Here is a 21,985-nt window from a genome sequence, read left to right on the forward strand (position 1 = left end):
TAGCCTGACATGCGTGTCCGACCTCTTCACCTCCGCCGCGGACGCCACGACCGGCGGTCCTGCGGGTGCCGGTGACGCCCGTGGCGCGCTGCTGGCCCCGCTGGCGGTCCGGATGCGTCCGCGCTCGCTGGACGAGGTCGTCGGGCAGCGCGACGTGCTCCGCGCGGGCTCGCCGCTGCGCCGGCTCATCGAGGGCCACGGCGGCGCCGCCGGTCCGCTGTCGGCGATCCTCTGGGGGCCTCCGGGGACCGGCAAGACCACCCTGGCGCACCTCGTCGCCCAGGCGGCCGACCGCACCTTCGTCGAGCTGTCGGCCGTCACCGCCGGCGTCAAGGACGTCCGGGCGGTGATGGACCACGCCGTCCAGGAACGCTCCCTGCACGGCCGCCAGACCGTGCTCTTCCTCGACGAGATCCACCGTTTCACCAAGGCGCAGCAGGACGCCCTGCTCCCCGGTGTCGAGAACCGCACCGTCATCCTCGTCGCGGCGACCACCGAGAACCCGTCGTTCTCGATCATCGCCCCGCTGCTGTCGCGCTCGGTCCTGGTGACGCTGACCTCCCTTGACGACGAGGACGTGCGCGGCGTCGTGGGGCGTGCGCTCGCCGACGACCGTGGCCTCGACGGGGCGTTCACCCTGGCCGAGGACGCCACCGAGCACGTCGTCCGGATGGCCGGGGGCGACGCCCGACGCGCGCTGACCACCCTCGAGGCGGCGGCCGGGGTGGCCGCCGACGACCGGCCGGCCGGCCGCGAGGACGACGTCACCGAGATCACGCTGGCGCAGGTCGAGCAGGCGGTGGCGCAGGCCGCTGTCCGCTACGACCGCGCCGGCGACCAGCACTACGACGTGGCCAGCGCCTTCATCAAGTCGATGCGCGGCTCCGACGTTGACGCGGCGCTGCACTACCTCGCCCGGCAGCTCGAGGCGGGGGAGGACCCGCGGTTCATCGCCCGGCGCATCGTCATCGCCGCCAGCGAGGACGTCGGCATGGGTGACCCCACCGCGCTGCAGACCGCGGTGGCCGCGATGCACGCCGTCGCGCAGATCGGGATGCCCGAGGCCCGGATCATCCTGGGCCAGGCGGTCGTCCACAACGCGCTGGCGCCCAAGTCCAACGCGGCCTACTCCGCGGTCAACGCGGCGGTCGCGGACGTCCGCGCCGGCAAGGGCGGCCCCGTCCCGGCGCACCTGCGGGGGAGCGGGTATGCCGGGGCCGCCCGCCTCGGCCACGGCGAGGGCTATCGCTACACCCACGACGAGCCGGCCGGCGTGGGGGAGCAGCAGTTCCTGCCCGACGACCTCGCCGAGGCCGACTACTACCAGCCCACCTCGCGGGGCTGGGAGGAGCGTCTGGGCCCGCGCTGGCGCGAGCTGCGCCGCATCATCCGCGGCCGCTGAGCCCGCCCCGCCCCGGGGCGTCGGGGTTCGGCCGGTGCCGGTGGGGTCGTCTAGAGTGGATGAGCCCTGTCGCACCGCCGGCGCACCCTGGCGCCGGGCCTACGAGGAGATCATGGAAACCGCCGAGATCCGCCGCCGCTGGCTGTCCTTCTTCGAGGGCAAGGGCCACGTCGTGGTGCCGAGCGCCTCGCTGGTCAGCCAGGACCCGACGCTGCTGTTCACCGTCGCCGGCATGGTGCCGTTCATCCCCTACCTCACCGGTCAGCAGACGCCCCCGTGGAAGCGGGCCACGAGCGTGCAGAAGTGCGTGCGCACCCTCGACATCGAGGAGGTCGGCAAGACCACCCGGCACGGCACCTTCTTCCAGATGAACGGCAACTTCTCGTTCGGCGACTACTTCAAGGAGGAGGCGATCTCCTACGCGTGGGAGTTCGTCACCGGGTCGCAGTCGCAGGGCTGCCTCGGGTTCGACCCGGAGAGCATCTGGGTCACCGTGCTCAAGGGCGACGAGGAGGCCGCCGAGATCTGGGGGCGGGTCGCGGGGCTGCCGCCGGAGCGCATCCAGGAGCGCGGCCTGGAGGACAACTACTGGCACACCGGAGTCCCCGGCCCGGGCGGGCCCTGCAGCGAGATCTACGTCGACCGCGGCCCCGAGTTCGGCCCGGACGGCGGGCCGGTGGTGGACGAGGACCGGTTCCTGGAGATCTGGAACCTCGTCTTCATGCAGGAGGAGCTCTCCGAGGTCCGGTCCAAGACCGACTTCGACGTGACCGGTGAGCTGCCGAGCAAGAACATCGACACCGGCATGGGCCTGGAGCGGGTGGCCTACCTCCTCCAGGGCGTGGACAACCTCTACGAGATCGACGAGGTCTACCCCGTCATCGAGCGCGCAGAGGAGCTGAGCGGCCGCGCCTACGGCGCCGACGACGAGGACGACGTGCGCTTCCGCGTGGTCGCGGACCATGTGCGGTCCGGCCTCATGCTGCTCGGCGACGGCGTCGTGCCCGGCAACGAGGGCCGTGGCTACGTCCTGCGGCGACTGCTCCGGCGCGCGGTGCGCTCCATGCGGCTGCTGGGGGTGGAGCAGGCCTCGCTGACCGAGCTCCTCACGGTGAGTAAGGACGTCATGCGCACGTCCTACCCCGAACTGCAGGAGCAGTGGGAGCGGATCAAGGAGGTCGCGGCGGCCGAGGAGGAGGCGTTCCGGCGCACCCTGGCCAGCGGGACGACCATCCTCGACGACGCGGTGGCGCGCGCCCGGTCCGCCGGCGCGACGCGGCTCGGCGGGGCCGAGGCGTTCGCGCTGCACGACACCTACGGCTTCCCCATCGACCTGACCCTGGAGATGGCCTCCGAGCAGGGGCTGACGGTCGACGAGGACGGCTTCCGTGCGCTCATGAGCGAGCAGCGCGAGCGCGCCAAGGCCGACGCCAAGGCCAAGAAGTCCGGGCGCGGCGGGGCGGGGGCCTACCGCGGCCTCGCCGAGCGGCTCGGGACGCAGACGGTCTTCACCGGCTACGAGCAGATGACCGGCGAGGACCGGGTCCTCGGCCTGCTGTCGGAGGGGCGCGAGGTCGAGGGCTACCGGTCGCACGGCGACGACGCCGGTGCCGAGCTCGAGCTGGTGCTCGCCAGCACCCCGTTCTACGCGGAGGCCGGAGGCCAGCTGGCCGACCACGGCACCATCCGCCTCGGCAGCGGCGGGCTCTTCGAGGTCACCGACGTGCAGCGGCCGGTGCCGGGCCTGGTCGTGCACCGCGGACGGCTGCTCGAGGGCGAGGTGCGCGTGGGCGAGGACGCGCACAGCGAGATCGACGTCGCCCGCCGGGCCTCGGTGTCGCGCGCGCACACCGCGACCCACATCGTGCACAAGGTCCTCCGTGAGACGCTGGGGGAGAGCGCGACCCAGGCGGGCTCGGAGAACGCGCCCGGCCGGCTGCGCTTCGACTTCCGGGCGACCCGGGGGCTGGACGCCGCCGAGCTGGCCGCGGTCGAGGCCCGCATCAACGAGCGCCTCATGGCCGACCTGCAGGTCAGCGCTGCCGAGATGAGCTTCGCGGAGGCGCGGGAGATGGGCGCGATGGCGCTCTTCGGGGAGCGGTACCCCGACGTCGTCCGCGTCGTCTCGGTGGGCGGCCCGTGGAGCCTCGAGCTGTGCGGAGGCACCCACGTGCAGGGCAGCTCCCAGCTCGCGCTGGTCAAGATCATGGGTGAGTCCTCGATCGGCTCCGGCGTGCGTCGCGTCGAGGCGCTGGTGGGCGCGGACGCCTATGCCCACCTCGCGCGGGAGAACGTCATCGTCAACCAGCTCACCGACACCCTCAAGGTGCGGCCGGACGAGCTGTCCGACCGGGTGGCGCAGCTGGTGGCCCGGCTCAAGGACGCCGAGAAGGAGATCGCGCAGGCCAAGGCCTCGCAGGTGCTCTCCGCCGCGTCCGGGCTGGTCGACCAGGCGCGCGACGTGGCTGGCACGACATACCTCGGGCACGACCTCGGCGACGGCGCGGGCGGGGACGACCTCCGCCGGCTCGTCACCGACCTGCGGGCCCGGCTCGGCAACGAGCGCCCGGTCGTCGTGGCGCTGACCGCGAGCGCGGGCGGGCGCCCCTCGGTCGTCGTGGCCACGAACGAGGCGGCGCGCCAGCGTGGCACCAAGGCCGGTGCCCTGGTGCGGGTCGCCGCCCAGGCCCTCGGCGGCGGGGGCGGAGGCAAGGACGACCTGGCCCAGGGGGGCGGGCAGGACGCCGGCGCGACCGGAGCGGCGCTGACGGCCGTCGAGGACGCCCTCCGGGCATGAGTGCCGCGCAGGACCGGGACCGCGTGGGAGACGCCACCGGTGTGCTGCTCGGCGTCGACGTCGGCGAGGTCCGGGTCGGTCTCGCCGCCTCCGACGCCCTGGGCATGCTGGCCCACCCGGTGACCACGCTGCGGCGCGACCACGAGGGCGGGACCGACCTCGAGGAGATCGCCGAGGAGGTCCGTCGACGGGACGCCGTGCTGGTCGTCGTCGGGATGCCGCGATCGCTCGACGGGACCGAGCGGGTGGCGGCGCAGCGGGCCCGCGGGTACGCTGAGCGGCTGCAACGGTGCCTGGAGGTGCCGGTACGGCTCTGGGACGAGCGGATGTCCACGGTCGACGCCCACCGGGCGCTGCACAGCAGCGGTGTCCCGGGACGCGAGCAGCGTGGTGTCGTCGACCAGGTGGCGGCCGTGCTCATCCTCCAGGCCGCCCTGGACGCACGTCGCGCCGGCCGTCCCGCCGGCACCCCCGTGACGACGCGCAAGCCCCGGGCCCGACGGTCCCGCCACCCTGACGCGAAGGACGCCACATGAGCCAGCCCCCCGAGGACGACTGGGACGAGCACGACGCCCGCGGTGTCGCGCGACGCTTCGACGACGACCTGCTCGCCCTGCGGGGCACCCGGCACCACGACGAGTCGCTGGCCGACCACGTGCTCGACCCGGGAGACCCTGGGCACCACGACGACCCCCACCTCGACCCCGGCCACCGGCCGCGGCGTCGTCGGCACCGCAGCCCCTGGCTCGTCGCGCTCGCCCTGGGCCTGGCGGGGGTGGTGGTGCTGGTGGCCGCCGTCTACTCCCTCGGCTCCCTCCGCTCGCTGGTGCCGGACCTCGCCGCCGGCGGTGAGGACGTCTCCACCGCCGACTACGAGGGCGAGGGCAGCGGGGAGGTGATGGTCGAGATCCCCGAGGGGGCGGCGGGCGCGCAGATCGCCCAGATCCTCGTCGAGGAGGACGTCGTCGGGTCGGTGTCCGCGTTCTCGACGGCGCTCCAGGCCGACCCGGACTCCGCCGCGATCCAGCCGGGGACCTACCGGATGGCCAACCAGATGAGCTCCGAGGCGGCCCTGGAGCGCCTCCTCGACAGCGAGTACCGCGAGTTCAGCGGGGTCACCGTGCGCGAGGGTCTCTGGGTCGACGAGACGTTCACGGTCCTGGCCGAGGAGACCGGTCACGAGGTGGCCGACTACGAGGCCGTGGACCCCGAGGACCTCCAGCTCCCCGCGGCGGCGCGGGGAGAGCTGGAGGGCTTCCTCTACCCGAGCACCTACGAGTTCGGGCCGGACACCACGCCGCAGGAGCAGCTGCAGGCCATGATCGACCAGGGCGTCCAGGTCTACGACGAGATCGGCATCCCGGACGACCAGCTGCGCGAGGTGGTCATCAAGGCCAGCATCGTGCAGGGCGAGGGGCAGTTCGCCGAGGACCTGCCCAAGATCGCCCGGGTCATGGAGAACCGCATCGAGGGCAACTCCGAGACCAACGGCCTCATGCAGATGGACTCCACGGTCCACTACATCTACCAGGAGCGCGGGCGCGCCGGGACGACCGAGGAGCAGCGCTCCAACGACAGCCCCTACAACACCTACGTGCACCCGGGGCTGCCCCCGGGGCCCATCAACAGCCCCGGCGAGGCGGCGCTGCGCGCCGCGATGGAGCCCGAGCCCGGTGACTGGGTCTACTTCGTCACCGTCGACCCCTCGACCGGCGAGACGAAGTTCGCCGAGACCTACGAGGAGCACCTCGTCAACCAGGAGGAGTTCCTCCGGTGGTGCGAGGACAACCCGGACCAGTGCTGACCCGCGCGGGCGTCGTCGGCTCGCCCGTGGCCCACTCCCTGTCCCCGGTCCTGCACCGCGCGGCCTACGCCGCTCTGGGTCTGGAGGGCTGGTCCTACGACCGCGCCGAGGTGCCGGCCGGCGAGCTGGCGGCGCACGTCGCGGCGCTGGGCCCGGACTGGGCGGGGCTGTCGGTCACCATGCCCGGCAAGGAGGAGGCGCTGTCGCTGGCCGTCGAGGCCAGCGCCCCCGCCGTCGCGGTCGGCGCCGCCAACACGCTCGTCCGTCGACGCGCGGGGTGGTATGCCGACAACACCGACGTGGACGGGCTCCGGGCGGCGCTGGTCGAGTCCGGGGTGGTCGAGGTGCACCACGCGGTCGTGGTGGGCGGCGGGGCCACCGCGCGCTCGGCGCTGCTGGCGCTGCGGGACCTCGGCGTCCGGTCGGTGCGGATCCTCGTCCGCGACCGCCTGCGGCCGCCGACCGCCCGGCTCGTCGAGTCCCTCGGCCTCGACGTGCGGGTCGGGCGCCTGGCGGACGGGCTACGGCTGGACGACGCCGAGGTGGTGCTGAGCACCCTCCCGGGCGGCACGCCGGCCCCGCCCGTCCTCCGGGCCGGCGCGCCGCGGGCGACCGTGATGGACGTGAGCTACGCCCCCTGGCCGAGCCCGCTGGCCGACGCGGTGGACCAGGCCACGCAGGGTAGGGTCCCGGTCGTGAGGGGAACGCGGATGCTGCTGCACCAGGCGGCGCGGCAGGTCGAGCTCATGACCGGTCGGGACGCACCCACCTCGGCGATGGACGAGGCGCTCGGACGTGCGCTGGCCGGGCGGACCCCCCGGTGACCGACCTCGTCCTGCCCGTCGCCGTCGCGGTCGTGGTCGCCGTGCTCGGCGTCCCCGTGGCGCGCTGGCTGCAGCAGACGACCTACCGCAAGCCGGACGAGGTCGACGAGCCCTCGCCAGGACGCCGCTGGTGGGTGCCGTTCGCCCTCGCCCTGTCGGCGGCGGCGGTGATGCACCGCGTGTGGCAGGTCCCCGACGACGCCGTCCCGGGCTGGCCGGTCGCGGCCGTCCTCACCCCCACCCTGCTCATCGTCACGCTCGCCTGCGTCTGCCTGGCGGCGATGGACCTCGACGTGCACCGGCTGCCCGACCGCATCATGTGGCCCACCATGGGCACGCTGCTCGTCGGGCTGCCGCTGGCGGCGCTGGTCGGCGGGGGGATGGAGCCGCTCGTGCGGGCCCTGCTCGCCGGGCTCGCCGCCGGGGGCTTCTACCTGCTCATCGCGTTGCTCTCCCTCGCCCGCGGCTCGCTCGCGCTGGGCCTCGGCGACGTCAAGCTCGCGGCCGTCCTGGGCACCGGGCTCGGGTGGTTCGGCTGGGCCGAGATGATGCTCGGGATCTACGCCGGCTTCATCGTGGGCGGCCTCTTCGCCGTCGGGCTGCTGCTCTCGCGCCGGGTGAGCTGGAAGGGCGACTTCGCCTACGGCCCGGCCATGATGGTCGGCGCGCTGGTCGGGCTGCTGCTGGGAGGAACGACCCTGACCGGGCTGGCCTGACCGCGCCCCTGGACCGGCCCGGGCACGATGCCCGGCGCGTGGGAGGATGGCGGCCATGCTGCGTTGGTTGACCGCCGGGGAGTCGCACGGACCCGCACTCACCGCCATCCTGGAAGGGCTCCCGGCCGGGGTGCAGGTCGCCCGGGCCGACGTCGAGGGGGCCCTGGCCCGCCGGCGCCTCGGCTACGGCAGGGGCGCGCGGATGAGCTTCGAGGCCGACCGGCTGCACTTCCTCGGGGGCCTGCGCCACGGCGTCTCCCTGGGATCGCCCCTCGCGCTGCAGATCGAGAACTCCGAGTGGCACAAGTGGCAGGCGGTCATGGGGCCCGAGCCGGTCGACGCGACGTCGCTGCAGGGCGCCGACGACGTGGGGGCTCCGCAGGAGCTCGCCCGCAACCGTCCGCTGACCCGGCCCCGGCCGGGCCACGCCGACCTGGTCGGGATGACGAAGTACGGCTTCGAGGAGGCCCGGCCCGTGCTGGAGCGGGCCTCGGCCCGGGAGACCGCGGCGCGCGTCGCCCTCGGGGCGGTGGCGGCCGCCTTCCTCGACCAGGCCCTGGGGGTCCGGCTCGTGTCGCACACGGTGAGCATCGGCCGGGCCGGGGTGCCCGGCATCGACGACGACGCCCCGGACCCGGGCTCGCTGCCCCGCCCGGAGGACGTGCACCGGGTGGACGCGGACCCGGTGCGGACCCTCGACGCCGCGCGCTCGGCCGCCATGGTCGCCGAGGTGGACGCCGCGAAGAAGGCCGGCGACACCCTCGGGGGTGTGGTGGAGGTCCTGGCCTACGGCCTGCCGCCCGGGCTGGGCTCCCACGTCCACTGGGACCGACGGCTCGACGCCCGGCTGGCGGCGGCCCTCATGGGCATCCAGGCCATCAAGGGCATCGAGGTGGGCGAGGGCTTCCGCACCGCGGCCCGCCGTGGGAGCGAGGCCCACGACGAGATCGACCGCGGCGACGACGGGCTGATCCGCCGCGCCAGCCTGCGCAGCGGCGGCACGGAGGGCGGCATGAGCACCGGTGAGGTGCTGCGCGTGCGGGCCGCCATGAAGCCGATCTCCACGGTGCCCCGCGCCCTGCGCACCGTGGACACCGCCACGGGCGAGGCGGGCACGGCCATCCACCAGCGCTCGGACGTCTGCGCGGTCCCGGCCGCGGGCGTGGTGGCCGAGGCCATGGTCGCGCTCGTCCTGGCGGACGCCGTGCTGGAGAAGTTCGGCGGCGACTCGGTGCCGGAGGTGGCGCGCAACCACGCGGCATACCTGTCGGCCGTCGCCGAGCACCAGCGCACCCCGGCCACGGAGCGCGGCCGGTGAGCGGGCCGCGCGTGGTCCTCGTCGGCCCTCCCGGGGCGGGCAAGTCGACCGTCGGCGGGGTGCTCGCCGAGCGGCTCGGTGTCCCGCTGCACGACACCGACAGCGCGGTCGAGACCGCGCAGGGCCGCTCCATCAGCGACATCTTCGTCGAGGACGGCGAGAGCGCCTTCCGCGCGATGGAGCGCGAGGAGGTGCTGCGCGCGCTCCGCGAGGAGCCGGGCGTGGTCTCCCTGGGGGGTGGCGCCGTGATGCAGGAGCCGGTGGCGCAGGCGCTGCGCGAGGACGGGCACCGGGTCGTCTTCCTCGACGTCGGGATCGCCGACGCCGCCGGCCGCGTCGGCTTCGACGCCTCGCGGCCGCTGCTGCTCGTCAACCCGCGCGCCTCGTGGACGCGGCTGATGAACGCCCGGCGGCCGACCTACGAGGCCGTGAGCGGCCTGCGGGTGGACACCGCCGGCCGCACCCCCGAGCAGGTCGCCGACGAGGTCCTGTCGTGGCTGCCGGGCTGAGCCGCACCATCGAGGTCGGTGGACCGCGGCCGTATGCCGTCCACCTCGGCGCTGACGCCCTGGCGCGGCTGGCCGAGCACGGGTCGCCCGGGCGCCGGGTGCTCGTCGTGCACCAGACCGGGCGCGAGGCCCTGGCGCGCGAGGCTGCCGCGGTCCTGGCGGGCGCCGGGGCGGCGCCGGTGCTGGCGGAGGTGCCCGACGCCGAGGCGGCCAAGACCGCGCAGGTCCTCGCCGGCCTGTGGACCCGGCTGGGGCAGGAGGGCTTCACCCGCTCCGACCTCGTGGTCGGCGTCGGGGGAGGCGCCACCACCGACCTGGCCGGGTTCGTCGCCGCCAGCTGGCTGCGCGGCGTCGAGGTCGTGCACCTGCCCACCTCGCTGCTGGGCGTCGTGGACGCCGCGGTCGGCGGCAAGACCGGCATCAACACCGCGGAGGGCAAGAACCTCGTCGGCGCCTTCCACCCCCCGGCGGCGGTCCTGTGCGACCCCGCCTGGACGACCACGCAGCCCCGCGCCGACTACGTCTCCGGGCTGGCCGAGGTCGTCAAGTGCGGCTTCGTCGCCGACCCCGCCATCCTCGACCTCGTCGAGCACGACCCGGCGGCCGCGACCGACCCGGCGGGCGACCCGGCGCTCGCCCTCGAGCTGGTGGCCCGCGCCGTCCAGGTCAAGGCCGACGTGGTCACGGCCGACCTCACCGAGTCCTCGGTGCGGGAGGTGCTCAACTACGGCCACACGTTCGCCCACGCCGTCGAGCAGGTCGAGGGCTACACGTGGCGCCACGGTGACGCGGTGTCGGTGGGCCTGGTCTACGTCGCCGAGCTCGCCCACCGCGCCGGGCGCCTCGACGCCGCCCTCCGCGACCGGCACCGCAGCGTGCTGGATGCGCTCGGGCTGCCCACGGCATACCGGGCCGGGCAGTGGGCGGCGCTGCGCTCCGCCATGGGGCGCGACAAGAAGACCCGGGGGTCGACGCTGCGCTTCGTCGTGCTGGACGGGCTGGCCCGGCCGGGCCGGCTGGAGGGCCCGGCGGAGGAGGACCTGCGCGCGGCCTACGACGCGGTGTCCGGCACGCCCTGACCTGCCGCCGCGCGTCCGGGCCGACCGGCTGGTCGCGGCGCCCGGGTAGACTCGTCGGTCGATCCCTGAACCCGCCGACCGGCACACCGAAGGAAGACTGACGACGTGGCTAGCACGAACGACCTGAAGAACGGCATGGTCCTCGACATGGACAACGGGCTGTGGCAGGTGCTGGAGTTCCAGCATGTCAAGCCCGGCAAGGGCCCCGCCTTCGTCCGCACCAAGCTGAAGAACGTCCTCACCAACAAGATCGTGGACAAGACCTTCAACGCGGGCACCAAGGTGGAGACGGCCACCGTCGACCGCTCGGACTACCAGTACCTCTACAACGACGGCACCGACTTCATCTTCATGGACGAGAAGACCTACGAGCAGGTCCCGGTGAGCCCCGAGGCGATGGGGGACACCTCGAAGTACCTGCTCGAGAACAACCGGGCGATGATCGCCCAGCACGAGGGCCGCGTCCTCTACGTCGAGCTGCCCCCCTCGGTGGTCCTCGAGATCACCCACACGGACCCTGGCCTGCAGGGCGACCGCTCCACCGGCGGCACCAAGCCGGCCACCCTCGAGACCGGCGCCGAGATCCAGGTGCCGCTGTTCCTCGAGACCGGCACCAAGGTCAAGGTGGACACCCGCGACGGGTCCTACCTCGGCCGCGTGAACTGACCCGTGGCCGCACGCACCCGGGCCCGCAAGCGGGCCCTGGAGCTGCTCTTCGAGGCCGAGCAGCGCGGCATCAACGTCGGTGAGCTGCTCGAGTCCCGGATCGAGACGCCGACGACGCAGCACGCGCTGCCTGACTACACCGTCGAGATCGTCCGTGGCGTCCTCGCCCACTGGGGCCAGATCGAGGAGATCCTCGCCACCTGGTCGCAGGGGTGGAGCCTGGAGCGGATGGCCGCGGTGGACCGGGCGGCGCTGCGCGTCGGCGCGTGGGAGATCCTCTGGAACGACGAGGTGCCCGACATGGTCGCCGTCGCCGAGGCGGTGGAGCTGGTCGGCCGGATGAGCACCGACGAGTCGCCGGGCTTCGTCAACGGCCTGCTGGCCCGCATCGCCGAGGTCAAGCACACCCTCGTCTGAGCCGCCCGGCGGACCGGGTAGGCTGCACACCGCACCGACACGTCCTTTAACCACCGTCCTGTGAGGCGGGGAAGGAGAGTGGGCCCGATGAGCCCTGCCCGCGAGCGAGAGGCCGCCCCGCCGACGGGCGCCGCCGGCCCCCCGGGAGGACGTGAGGTCCTCACCGGCGAGGAGATCCGACGGGCGCTCAAGCGCGTCGCCCACGAGATCCTCGAGGGCAACAAGGGGGCCGACGACCTCGTGCTCCTGGGGATCCCCACCCGTGGCGTCCCGCTGGCCGACCGGCTGGCCGCGGCGGTCGCCGCCGTCGAGGGCACCGCGGTGCCCACCGGGTCCCTGGACATCACGATGTACCGCGACGACCTGCGCAGCCAGCCCACCCGGGCACCGGAGCCGATGAAGGTCCCGGCCGGGGGCGTCGACGGCAAGGTCGTCGTGCTGGTGGACGACGTGCTCTACTCCGGGCGCACCGTGCGGGCCGCCCTGGACAGCCTCGCCGACCTGGGCCGACCGGCGGCCGTCCGGCTGGCCGTCCTCGTGGACCGGGGCCACCGCGAGCTGCCGATCCGGGCCGACTACGTGGGCAAGAACCTGCCCACCTCGCGCTCGGAGCGGGTCATGGTGCGGCTGCACGAGGCGGACGACGCCGAGGGGGTGTGGATCGCGTGAAGCACCTGCTGTCCATCGCCGACCTGAGCGCCGAGGAGATCACCCGGATCCTCGACACCGCCGTCTCCATGCACGAGGTGCAGGACCGGCAGGTCAAGAAGCTGCCGACCCTGCGCGGGCGCACCATCATCAACTTCTTCTTCGAGGACTCCACCCGCACCCGCGCGTCCTTCGAGATCGCCGGCAAGTGGATGAGCGCCGACACCATCAACCTCACCGGCAAGGGCACGTCGGTGTCCAAGGGGGAGTCGCTGCGCGACACGGTGATGACGATCGACGCCATGGGCGTGGACATGATGGTCATCCGCCACCCGGCCAGCGGGGCGCCCGCGCAGGTCGCGGACTGGACCGACTGCGCGATCGTCAACGCCGGGGACGGCACCCACGAGCACCCCAGCCAGGCCCTGCTCGACGCCTACACCCTGCGCCGCGCGCTCGGTGACCTGCGCGGCCGCCACGTGGCGATCGTCGGCGACCTGACCCACTCGCGGGTGCTGCGCTCCAACCTGCTGTGCCTCCGGGCACTGGGGGCGCAGGTGACCCTGGTCGCGCCCCCCACGCTCATGCCCAGCGGGGCAGGACCGTGGGCGGCCGCGGACGGCTTCGAGCTCTCCTACGACCTCGACGCGGTCCTGCCGACGGTCGACGCGGTGATGATGCTGCGGGTGCAGCGCGAGCGGATGAGCGGCGGCTACTTCCCGACCGCGAGGGAGTATGCCGTGACCTACGGACTCACCGCCCGTCGCCTCGGTCTGCTGCAGGACCACGCGGTCATCGCCCACCCCGGCCCGATGAACCGTGGCCTGGAGATCTCCGCCGACGCCGCGGACGCCGCCCGCTCGCTGGTCCTGGACCAGGTCAGCGCCGGCGTCGCGGTCCGGATGTCCATCCTCTACCACCTCCTCGCCGGGGAAGGAGACGCAGCGTGAGCCGCACACCCGCCCTGCTCGTGACGGGTGCCGACCTCGCCGGAGGGGGTGCCGGGGACGTGCTCGTCGTCGACGGCACCCTCCGCGCGGTCGGTCCCGACGCCGCCGCCGAGGCACCCGCCGGCGTGCAGCGCCTCGACGCCGACGGGCTGGTGCTGCTGCCCGGCCTCGTCGACCTGCACACCCACCTGCGCGAGCCCGGCCGGGAGGACGCGGAGACCGTCGAGACCGGGTCGCAGGCCGCCGCGGTCGGCGGCTTCACCGCCGTCCTGGCCATGGCCAACACCACCCCGGTCACGGACACCGCCGAGGTCGCCGAGACCGTCCACGACCTGGGCCGGCGCGCCGGCTACGTCGACGTCCACCCGGTCGGCGCCGTCACCAAGGGCCTGGCGGGGGAGGAGCTGGCCGAGCTCGGCCTCATGGCGCGGTCGCGGGCCCGGGTGCGGGTGTTCTCCGACGACGGGCGGTGCGTCCACGACGCCCGGCTCATGCGCCGCGCGCTGGAGTACGTCAAGACCTTCGACGGCGTCGTCTCGCAGCACGCCCAGGACCCGCGCCTGGCCGACGGCACCGCCTGCTGCCACGAGGGGGAGCTGTCCGGCCGGCTCGGGCTGCCCGGGTGGCCGGCGGTCGCCGAGGAGACCGTCGTCGCGCGCGACGTCATGCTGGCCCGGCACACCGGCTCGCGGGTCCACGTCGCCCACGTGTCCACGGCCGGGAGCGTCGAGGTGGTCCGGTGGGCCAAGGCCCAGGGCATCGCGGTGACCGCCGAGGTCACCCCGCACCACCTCATGCTCACCGAGGCCGAGGTGGCCGGCTACGACCCGACGTTCAAGGTCAACCCGCCGCTGCGCCCGCACGAGGACACGCTCGCCCTGCGCGAGGCCCTGGCCGACGGCACCATCGACGCGGTCGCCACCGACCACGCCCCGCACGTGCGCCAGGACAAGGAGCACGCCTTCGCCGACGCCGCGTTCGGCATGCTCGGGCTGGAGACGGCGCTGCCCGTCGTCTCCACGGTCATGGTCGCCGAGGGCCTCATGACGTGGGCCGACGTCGCCCGCACCATGTCGACGACGCCCGCCCGGATCGCCCGGCTCTCCGACCAGGGTCAGGGCCTCGCCGTCGGGGCGCCGGCCCACCTCACGCTGGTCGACCCGACCCGCAGCCACACCGTGGACCGGGCGCTCTCGCGCTCGCTGTCCCGCAACAACCCCTGGCACGGCCGCCGGCTCACCGGCGCCGTCCACCTCACCATGCTCCGGGGCCGGGTCACCGCCCGCGAGGGCCTGGTCTGGGGGGCGGACTCATGACGGACCCGACGAGAGAAGACGCAGCAGTGAGCACCCCACGCACCGAGCCCGCCCTGCTCGTGCTCGAGGACGGCCGCACCTTCCGCGGCGAGGCCTACGGCGCCCGCGGCCATACCGTCGGCGAGGCGGTCTTCTGCACCGGGATGACCGGCTACCAGGAGACGCTCACCGACCCGTCGTACCACCGCCAGGTCGTCGTCATGACCGCCCCGCACATCGGCAACACCGGGGTCAACACCACCGACATGGAGAGCCAGCGCATCTGGGTGGCCGGCTTCGTCGTGCGCGACCCCGCGATCCGCCCGTCCAACTGGCGCTCCCAGGGTGACCTCGAGCAGGCCCTGGAGCAGGCCGGTGTCGTCGGGGTCAGCGGTGTCGACACGCGGGCCCTGACCCGGCACCTGCGCGACCGCGGGGCGATGCGGGTCGGCATCTTCTCCGGTGAGGCCGCGGCCGCGAGCCCCGAGGAGCTGCTGCGCCAGGTCACCGAGGCGCCCCGGATGGCCGGGTCCGCCCTGGCCGCCGAGGTCTCCACCCCCGAGCCCTACGTCGTGTCCCCGCCGGAGGGCGTGCCCACCCGGTTCCGGGTCGCGGCGCTGGACCTCGGCATCAAGGGCATGACGCCCATCCACATGGCCCGCCGGGGCATCGAGGTGCACGTGCTGCCGAGCCGGACCACCGCGCAGGAGCTGCTGGACCTCGAGCCGGACGGCGTCTTCTTCTCCAACGGGCCGGGTGACCCGGCGACCGCCGAGCACGAGGTCGAGCTGCTGCGCCAGGTCCTCGACCGGCGGATCCCGTTCTTCGGCATCTGCTTCGGCAACCAGCTGCTCGGCCGGGCGCTCGGCCTCGGCACCTACAAGCTGGCCTTCGGCCACCGCGGGATCAACCAGCCGGTGCTGGACCGGACCACCGGCAAGGTCGAGGTGACCAGCCACAACCACGGCTTCGCGATCGCCTGGCCGGACGGCATACCGACCGACCAGCCGGCGGACACCCCCTACGGACCGGTCCGGTGCGACCACGTCGCGCTCAACGACGACGTGGTGGAGGGCCTCTCCTGCGTCGACGTGCCGGCCTTCAGCGTGCAGTACCACCCCGAGGCCGCCGCCGGGCCGCACGACGCGGAGTACCTCTTCGACCGCTTCGTGGACCTCCTCGAGCGGCGTGCCTCCACCACCTCCCCGACGTCCCAGGAGTCCTGAGCGTGCCCAAGCGTGACGACATCAGCAGCGTGCTGGTGATCGGGTCCGGCCCGATCGTCATCGGCCAGGCGGCCGAGTTCGACTACTCCGGCACCCAGGCCTGCCGGGTGCTCCGCGAGGAGGGGGTCCGGGTCATCCTGGTCAACTCCAACCCGGCCACGATCATGACCGACCCGGGCGTGGCCGACGCGACCTACGTCGAGCCGATCACCCCCGAGATCGTCGAGTCGATCATCGAGCGGGAGCGCCCGGACGCCGTGCTCGCCACCCTCGGCGGGCAGACGGCGCTCAACACGGCCATCGCCCTGCACGAGTCCGGGGCGCTGGAGCGCCACGGGGCCCCCCTCATCGGCGCCAACGTCGAGGCCATCCAGCTGGGCGAGGACCGGCAGGCGTTCAAGGGCGTCGTCGAACGCTGCGGGGCCGAGTCGGCCCGGTCGGCGATCTGCCACACCATGGACGAGGTGCTCGCCGCGGCGGACGAGCTCGGCTACCCGGTCGTCGTGCGCCCCTCCTTCACCATGGGCGGCCTGGGCTCGGGCTTCGCCTTCGACGAGGGCAGCCTGCGCCGCATCGCGGGGGCCGGGCTGCAGGACAGCCCCACCACCGAGGTGCTCCTCGAGGAGTCGATCCTGGGGTGGAAGGAGTACGAGCTCGAGGTCATGCGCGACCGCGCCGACAACGTCGTGGTCGTCTGCTCCATCGAGAACCTCGACCCCATGGGGGTGCACACCGGGGACTCCATCACCGTCGCCCCGGCGATGACGCTGACCGACCGGGAGTACCAGCGGTTGCGCGACATCGGCATCGCGGTCATCCGGGAGGTGGGGGTCGACACCGGCGGCTGCAACATCCAGTTCGCCGTCAACCCGCAGGACGGGCGCATCATCGTCATCGAGATGAACCCGCGGGTCTCCCGCTCCTCGGCGCTGGCCTCCAAGGCGACCGGGTTCCCCATCGCCAAGATCGCCGCGAAGATGGCGCTGGGCTACACCCTCGACGAGGTGCCCAACGACATCACCCAGAAGACCCCGGCCAGCTTCGAGCCCAGCCTCGACTACGTCGTCGTCAAGGTGCCGCGCTTCGCCTTCGAGAAGTTCCCGCTGGCCGACCCCACCCTGACGACGACGATGAAGTCGGTGGGGGAGGCGATGGCCCTGGGCCGCAACTTCACCGAGGCGCTGCAGAAGGCGCTGCGCTCGACCGAGGCCCGGCACACCAGCTTCCACTGGCGTGAGGACGAGGCGCCCACCCGCGAGATGGCCTTGGCGCTGCTCCGGCAGGCGGCCACCCCCACCGACGGGCGCCTGGTCCTGGTGCAGCAGGCGCTGCGCGGAGGGGCCACCGTCGAGGAGGCCCACGAGGCGACCGGCATCGACCCCTGGTTCCTCGACCAGATCGCGGCGATCAACGAGATCGCCGAGCTGGTCCGGACGCAGGCGCGCTCGGTCTCCGGGGGCCAGCTCACCCCCGAGCTGCTGCGGCTGGCCAAGCGGCACGGGTTCTCCGACCCGCAGCTGGCGCAGCTCACCGGGCTCGCCGAGGGCGTCGTGCGCGGGGTGCGGCAGGCGCTGGGCGTGCGCCCCGTCTACAAGACCGTCGACACCTGCGCCGGGGAGTTCGAGGCGACCACGCCCTACCACTACTCCTCCTACGACGAGGAGACCGAGGTGCTCCCGCGGGAGCGGCCGGCCGTCATCATCCTCGGCTCGGGCCCGAACCGGATCGGCCAGGGCATCGAGTTCGACTACTCCTGCGTGCACGCCTCGCTCACCCTGCGCGAGCACGGCTTCGACACCGTCATGGTGAACTGCAACCCGGAGACGGTCTCGACCGACTACGACACCTCGAGCCGGCTCTACTTCGAGCCGCTCACCCTCGAGGACGTCCTCGAGGTCGTGCACGCCGAGCGGCAGGCCGGGCCGGTGGCCGGGGTCGTCGTGCAGCTCGGCGGGCAGACCCCCCTGGGTCTGGCCGCGGCGCTCAAGGCCGAGGGGGTGCCGGTCGTCGGGACCTCCCCGGAGGCCATCCACCTCGCCGAGGACCGCGGGGCCTTCGGCCGGGTGCTCGCGCAGACGGGGCTGAGCGCGCCCCGGCACGGCACCGCATACTCCGTCGACGACGCGCTGGAGGTCGCCCGGGAGATCGGCTTCCCGGTGCTGGTGCGGCCCTCCTACGTCCTGGGCGGCCGGGGTATGCAGATCGTCTACGACGAGGAGTCGCTCGCCTCCTACGTCGCGCGGGCCACGGCGGTCACCCCCGACGAGGTCGCGCACCCCGTGCTCATCGACCGCTTCCTGGACACCGCCGTCGAGATCGACGTCGACGCGCTCTACGACGGGACCGACCTCTACGTCGGCGGGATCATGGAGCACATCGAGGAGGCCGGCATCCACTCCGGCGACTCCGCGTGCGTGCTCCCGCCGTTCACCCTCGGGCGCTCGGAGCTGGACGCCGTCCGGTCCGCCACCCGGGCGCTCGCCGAGGCGATCGGGGTGCGCGGCCTCATCAACGTGCAGTTCGCGCTGAGCCAGGACGTGCTCTACGTCCTCGAGGCCAACCCCCGGGCCAGCCGCACCGTGCCCTTCGTCGCCAAGGCGACCGGGGTCCCCCTCGCCCAGGCCGCGGCTCGCGTCATGCTCGGGACCTCGGTGCAGCAGCTGCGCGAGGAGGGCGTGCTCCCGGCCGGCGCCGACGGCGGGTCGCTGCCCGGGCACGCGCCGTTCTCGGTGAAGGAGGCGATCCTGCCCTTCCGCCGCTTCCGCACCCAGACGGGGGAGGCCATCGACTCTATCCTCGGGCCGGAGATGCGCTCGACCGGCGAGGTCATGGGCATCGACGCGTCCTTCGGCTCGGCCTTCGCCAAGAGCCAGCTGCGGGCCGGGTCCAGCCTGCCCACCGGGGGCACCGTCTTCGTCTCGGTGGCCAACCGCGACAAGCGCTCGATGATCTTCCCGGTCAAGCGGCTGGTCGACCTCGGCTTCTCGGTGCTGGCCACCGAGGGGACGGCAGACGTGCTGCGGCGCAACGGCATACCGGCGGAGGTCGTGCACAAGCACAGCGAGGCCCGTGGGGACGGCTCGGTCCGCACCATCGTGGACCGGATCGGCGCCGGCGAGGTCGACATGGTCATCAACACCCCCTCGGGCCGCGACGCGCGCGCGGACGGGTATGCCATCCGGGCTGCGACGACCTCGCTGGACAAGCCGATCATCACCACGGTCCAGCAGCTCGCGGTCGCCGTGCTCGGCATCGAGGCCATGCGCTCCGGGCCGTTGTCGGTGGCGCCGCTGCAGGAGCACGCGGCCCGGCTGGACCTCTACGGACGCGCGGGTGAGCGCTGAGCGGGGGGCGATGACCGACCGCGGGTCGGGCGGCCCGGTCCGGACCGCCGTCGTGACCCTGGCGCGGGCCGCCGGTGCCTACGACGTCGTCAGCCTCGCGGTGCCGGCCGCGCCGGGCTGGGCGTCGGCGCGGCCCGGTCAGCTCCTGGTGCTGCCCGGCAGCCCCGCACGCGGCGAGGTGCTGCCCCGGCTGCTCTGGCTGGCCGACGTCACCGTGGACCCGGTGCACGGCACGGCGGTGGAGGTCGCGGTGCCCGCGGGAGCCGGCTGGGAGGTGGGGCGGCGGCTGCGCCTGGTCGGTCCGCTGGGCCGGGGGTTCGGTGTCCCGACGGACCCCGTCCCGGCGCTGGTGGTGGGTCACGGCGGGTCGACGGTCCCGCTGCGCTGGCTGACGTCGCGGCTGCGGGCCAGGGGCTGCCCGGTGCACCTCGTGCTCTCGGCGCCCGAGCCGGACGGGCTCTTCGAGGTGGCCGCGCTGCGCCGCCAGGCGGCCTCGGTGCGCCTCACGACCGAGCAGGACCTCGCGCGGGTGACGCTCGAGGTGCTGGAGCAGGAGCCGCGCGTCGGGGTGGTGTATGCCGCCGGGCCCCGCGGTCCGGTCCGGCAGGTCGCGCAGGTCGCCGTGGGAGCGGGCCGTCCGGTGCGGGTGAGCGCCCTCGACCTGGACGAGCCCCTGCTGTGCGGCACCGGGCTGTGCGGGCAGTGCGACCTGAGGCCCGCCGGCCCGGGTGGGCCGCGGCCGCTGCGGCCGTGCCTGGAGGGTCCGGTCGTGCCCGGTGAGCAGGTGCTCGATGCGGCGCGGTGACCGCCTGCCCCCGGTCTGGGTCGCGGCGGGGGCGATCGACGACCCCCGGGGGCTGCTGCGGTTCGGCGACCTCGGGTCGGTGCTGGTGCCCGTCGGGCCGGTCGTCGGCGGTCCGGGTGGCGGCCGGAGCGCGCAGGTGCACGGCATGGGCCCGGGTGGTGTCGAGCACGACGAGGCGCCCGGCATCGGGCTCGTCGAGGCGGTGGACCGGCTGCGCTGGTGCGCCACCCGCGACCTGCGGGCCGTGCTGGCGGTGCGCGGCACCACGCCGGGCGAGCCCGCCACCCTCGCCGGGCGGCTGTGCCGGGGGCTCGAGGGCGACGCCGTCGCGGCCGTCGAGGTGGACCTTCGTGGCGCCGACGACCAGCACTGCCTCAGGGTGCTCGCCCGGGTCCGTGAGGAGACCCCCCGCGACCTGCTCCTCCTCGCCCCGTTGTCGGCGCTGCAGCCCGACCTCGTCGGCTGCGCCCGCGGCGCGGTCGCGGGCGGGGCGGGGGCCGTCGTCGTGTGCGGGTCGGTCCCGCTGGGTGGCGGCCGCTGGTGGGCGGGCTCCTCCACGGCCGCGACGAGCCGCGCCGGCGTCCGGACCCTGGCGCAGGCCGCGGACGAGCAGCGCTGGCCCGCCGTGCCGCTCGTCGCGGCCGGGGGCGTCCACGACGCGCCCTCGGCGGGGGCCGTGCTGCGGGAGGGGGCGCGCGCCGTCCAGCTGGGCACGGCGCTGTGGGCCGACCCCACCCTGCTGTGGGCCGTGCTCGACGACCTCACCGGGACCGAGCGTCCCGGTGCCCGACCTGACGACCAGGAGGACCACGGATGACCCACGTCGACGACACGAGCCGCCCCGCGCCGGTCGGTGGGGACAGGTTCGGCGTGCGCCTGCACCGGGCCCTGGCCGAGCACGGGCCGCTCTGCGTGGGGATCGACCCGCACCGCGAGCTGCTCGGTGCCTGGGGCCTGCCGGACTCGGCGGAGGGGCTGCACGAGTTCTGCGCGGTCGTCCTGGACGCGGCCGCCGGCCGGTGCGCCGCGGTGAAGCCGCAGTCGGCGTTCTTCGAGCGGCACGGCGCCGCGGGCGTCGCGGTCCTGGAGGACGTGCTGGCCCAGGCCCGGCAGCGAGGGCTGCTCACCGTGCTCGACGCCAAGCGCGGTGACATCGGCACCACCATGCAGGGCTACGCGCAGGCCTACCTCGAGGACGGCGCCCCCCTGGCCGCGGACGCCCTCACCGTCAGCCCCTACCTCGGCTACGACGCGCTGCGACCGGCGCTGGACCTGGCCGCCGGCTCCGGCCGGGGCGTCTTCGTGCTGGTGCGCACCTCGAACGCCGAGGCCGCGCAGGTGCAGTCGGTCGGGCGGCCCACCGTGGCCGCCCGGGTCCTGTCCTCCGTCGGGCGCGACAACACCGGTCAGGAGCCGTGCGGCGACGTCGGCGTGGTCGTCGGCGCCACCGTCGACCTCTCCGGCGAGGAGCTGGGGCTGGGCGACTCCCTCGCCCCGGTCCTCGCGCCCGGGGTGGGCGCGCAGGGGGCGGACGAGCACGACGTCGCCCGCTCCTTCGCCGCGGTCCGCGACCGGGTGCTGGTCCCCGTCTCCCGCGGGGTGCTGGGTGCCGGGCCGGCAGGCGTGGCGGGCGAGGTCGCCCGCTGGACCGACCGGCTGGCGAGCGCCCTGGGCCGCGGCTGACGGGCCCGGACGACCGGCGTCCGCGCCGACGGGCCGTCCCGCCGGCCCACCCGGGGGCTGCGGGTTGGCACGGCGGGGGGAGGGTCGCTATGTTCGTCCGCACCAGGGTTCCCTGGCACTGGATGACAAGGAGTAGGACCGTGGCCCTTCCCGAGCTGACGCCGGAGCAGCGCGCCGACGCGCTGGCCAAGGCTGCTGCCGCCCGACGTGAGCGCGCAGCCGTCAAGAACCGCCTGAAGAACTCCCAGGGCTCCCTCAAGGACGTCATCGCCGAGGGCAAGGAGAACGACGTCATCGGCAAGATGAAGGTCTCGGCCCTGCTGGAGTCGATGCCCGGCGTCGGGCGGGTGCGCGCGCGCCAGCTCATGGAGGAGATCGGCATCTCCGAGAGCCGGCGCGTCCGGGGGCTGGGCGCCAACCAGGTGCACCACCTGCTCGACCACTTCGACGGCCGCTGAGCACCGCGGCGGCGCCTGCCGGGGGGACGGGCCAGGAGCGCAGG

General features: G+C 74.3%; 20 protein-coding genes. All 20 read left to right on the top strand.

All coding sequences use genetic code 11. The features are described from left to right. Nucleotides 1-13 precede the first annotated feature (13 nt). The 20 genes from EUS26_RS10560 (at nucleotide 14) to mihF (ending at nucleotide 21,941) form a co-directional block, all read left to right on the top strand. Nucleotides 14-1,402, top strand: a complete 1,389-nt coding sequence (locus tag EUS26_RS10560; RefSeq protein ID WP_420330006.1) for a replication-associated recombination protein A — start codon at nucleotides 14-16, stop codon at nucleotides 1,400-1,402. 112 nt (nucleotides 1,403-1,514) lie between these two features. Then, entirely contained in the window at nucleotides 1,515-4,199 is a 2,685-nt protein-coding gene (alaS, locus tag EUS26_RS10565) for an alanine--tRNA ligase (protein WP_130013809.1), read from the top strand. Beyond that, nucleotides 4,196-4,735 carry a Holliday junction resolvase RuvX gene (gene ruvX, locus EUS26_RS10570; RefSeq protein ID WP_130013810.1) on the top strand — a complete coding sequence of 180 codons (540 nt, stop codon included), beginning with the start codon at nucleotides 4,196-4,198 and terminating at the stop codon, nucleotides 4,733-4,735. Before alaS ends, ruvX begins: the two co-directional genes overlap by 4 nt. Continuing rightward, the gene (gene mltG, locus EUS26_RS10575) at nucleotides 4,732-6,003 is read left to right on the top strand and encodes an endolytic transglycosylase MltG (protein WP_130013811.1); all 1,272 of its coding nucleotides are present in this window, start codon (nucleotides 4,732-4,734) and stop codon (nucleotides 6,001-6,003) included. Before ruvX ends, mltG begins: the two co-directional genes overlap by 4 nt. Then, complete coding sequence (locus EUS26_RS10580; RefSeq protein ID WP_130013812.1) at nucleotides 5,997-6,827, top strand: shikimate dehydrogenase; 831 nt, start codon at nucleotides 5,997-5,999, stop codon at nucleotides 6,825-6,827. Before mltG ends, EUS26_RS10580 begins: the two co-directional genes overlap by 7 nt. Beyond that, nucleotides 6,824-7,543 (top strand): prepilin peptidase, encoded by a 720-nt coding sequence (locus tag EUS26_RS10585; RefSeq protein ID WP_130013813.1) that lies wholly within the window; start codon nucleotides 6,824-6,826, stop codon nucleotides 7,541-7,543. The genes EUS26_RS10580 and EUS26_RS10585 overlap by 4 nt, the downstream gene beginning before the upstream one ends. 55 nt (nucleotides 7,544-7,598) lie before the next feature. Then, on the top strand, nucleotides 7,599-8,861 hold the full coding sequence (gene aroC / locus EUS26_RS10590) for a chorismate synthase (protein WP_130013814.1): 1,263 nt from the start codon (nucleotides 7,599-7,601) through the stop codon (nucleotides 8,859-8,861). After that, complete coding sequence (locus EUS26_RS10595) at nucleotides 8,858-9,370, top strand: shikimate kinase (protein WP_130013815.1); 513 nt, start codon at nucleotides 8,858-8,860, stop codon at nucleotides 9,368-9,370. Before aroC ends, EUS26_RS10595 begins: the two co-directional genes overlap by 4 nt. Next, nucleotides 9,355-10,449: a 3-dehydroquinate synthase gene (aroB, locus tag EUS26_RS10600; RefSeq protein ID WP_238148925.1), complete on the top strand. Its 1,095-nt coding sequence runs from the start codon at nucleotides 9,355-9,357 to the stop codon at nucleotides 10,447-10,449. The genes EUS26_RS10595 and aroB overlap by 16 nt, the downstream gene beginning before the upstream one ends. A 105-nt stretch (nucleotides 10,450-10,554) precedes the next feature. Continuing rightward, entirely contained in the window at nucleotides 10,555-11,115 is a 561-nt protein-coding gene (efp, locus tag EUS26_RS10605; RefSeq protein WP_130013816.1) for an elongation factor P, read from the top strand. Between the two features lie 3 nt (nucleotides 11,116-11,118). Next, nucleotides 11,119-11,532 carry a transcription antitermination factor NusB gene (nusB, locus tag EUS26_RS10610; RefSeq protein WP_130013817.1) on the top strand — a complete coding sequence of 138 codons (414 nt, stop codon included), beginning with the start codon at nucleotides 11,119-11,121 and terminating at the stop codon, nucleotides 11,530-11,532. A gap of 87 nt (nucleotides 11,533-11,619) precedes the next feature. Continuing rightward, nucleotides 11,620-12,201 carry a bifunctional pyr operon transcriptional regulator/uracil phosphoribosyltransferase PyrR gene (gene pyrR, locus EUS26_RS10615; RefSeq protein WP_130013818.1) on the top strand — a complete coding sequence of 194 codons (582 nt, stop codon included), beginning with the start codon at nucleotides 11,620-11,622 and terminating at the stop codon, nucleotides 12,199-12,201. Next, nucleotides 12,198-13,130, top strand: coding sequence for an aspartate carbamoyltransferase catalytic subunit (locus EUS26_RS10620; protein WP_130013819.1), 933 nt, complete (start codon nucleotides 12,198-12,200; stop codon nucleotides 13,128-13,130). The genes pyrR and EUS26_RS10620 overlap by 4 nt, the downstream gene beginning before the upstream one ends. Next, nucleotides 13,127-14,446, top strand: a complete 1,320-nt coding sequence (locus EUS26_RS10625; protein WP_130013820.1) for a dihydroorotase — start codon at nucleotides 13,127-13,129, stop codon at nucleotides 14,444-14,446. The genes EUS26_RS10620 and EUS26_RS10625 overlap by 4 nt, the downstream gene beginning before the upstream one ends. 26 nt (nucleotides 14,447-14,472) lie before the next feature. Then, entirely contained in the window at nucleotides 14,473-15,651 is a 1,179-nt protein-coding gene (gene carA / locus EUS26_RS10630; RefSeq protein ID WP_238148927.1) for a glutamine-hydrolyzing carbamoyl-phosphate synthase small subunit, read from the top strand. 2 nt (nucleotides 15,652-15,653) lie between these two features. Beyond that, entirely contained in the window at nucleotides 15,654-18,995 is a 3,342-nt protein-coding gene (gene carB, locus EUS26_RS10635) for a carbamoyl-phosphate synthase large subunit (RefSeq protein WP_130013822.1), read from the top strand. After that, a complete protein-coding gene (locus tag EUS26_RS10640; RefSeq protein WP_130013823.1) occupies nucleotides 18,985-19,800 on the top strand; it encodes an iron-sulfur cluster-binding protein in 816 nt (271 codons plus the stop codon). The genes carB and EUS26_RS10640 overlap by 11 nt, the downstream gene beginning before the upstream one ends. Continuing rightward, entirely contained in the window at nucleotides 19,787-20,617 is an 831-nt protein-coding gene (locus EUS26_RS10645; protein ID WP_130013824.1) for a nitronate monooxygenase, read from the top strand. The genes EUS26_RS10640 and EUS26_RS10645 overlap by 14 nt, the downstream gene beginning before the upstream one ends. Then, the gene (pyrF, locus tag EUS26_RS10650) at nucleotides 20,614-21,483 is read left to right on the top strand and encodes an orotidine-5'-phosphate decarboxylase (RefSeq protein ID WP_130013825.1); all 870 of its coding nucleotides are present in this window, start codon (nucleotides 20,614-20,616) and stop codon (nucleotides 21,481-21,483) included. Before EUS26_RS10645 ends, pyrF begins: the two co-directional genes overlap by 4 nt. Before the next feature lie 140 nt (nucleotides 21,484-21,623). Beyond that, nucleotides 21,624-21,941: an integration host factor, actinobacterial type gene (gene mihF, locus EUS26_RS10655; RefSeq protein ID WP_130013826.1), complete on the top strand. Its 318-nt coding sequence runs from the start codon at nucleotides 21,624-21,626 to the stop codon at nucleotides 21,939-21,941. Nucleotides 21,942-21,985 lie beyond the last annotated feature (44 nt).

It is taken from the genome of Serinicoccus sediminis (assembly GCF_004153545.1).
Taxonomy (GTDB): domain Bacteria; phylum Actinomycetota; class Actinomycetes; order Actinomycetales; family Dermatophilaceae; genus Ornithinicoccus; species Ornithinicoccus sediminis_A.

Excerpts from the sequence above, each read along its gene's own strand:
- EUS26_RS10645 (WP_130013824.1), top strand. The coding sequence starts at position 19,787 with ATGCGGCGCGGTGACCGCCTGCCCCCGGTCTGGGTCGCGGCGGGGGCG.
- alaS (WP_130013809.1), top strand. The coding sequence starts at position 1,515 with ATGGAAACCGCCGAGATCCGCCGCCGCTGGCTGTCCTTCTTCGAGGGC.
- mltG (WP_130013811.1), top strand. The coding sequence starts at position 4,732 with ATGAGCCAGCCCCCCGAGGACGACTGGGACGAGCACGACGCCCGCGGT.
- ruvX (WP_130013810.1), top strand. The coding sequence starts at position 4,196 with ATGAGTGCCGCGCAGGACCGGGACCGCGTGGGAGACGCCACCGGTGTG.
- aroC (WP_130013814.1), top strand. The coding sequence starts at position 7,599 with ATGCTGCGTTGGTTGACCGCCGGGGAGTCGCACGGACCCGCACTCACC.
- pyrF (WP_130013825.1), top strand. The coding sequence starts at position 20,614 with ATGACCCACGTCGACGACACGAGCCGCCCCGCGCCGGTCGGTGGGGAC.
- pyrR (WP_130013818.1), top strand. The coding sequence starts at position 11,620 with ATGAGCCCTGCCCGCGAGCGAGAGGCCGCCCCGCCGACGGGCGCCGCC.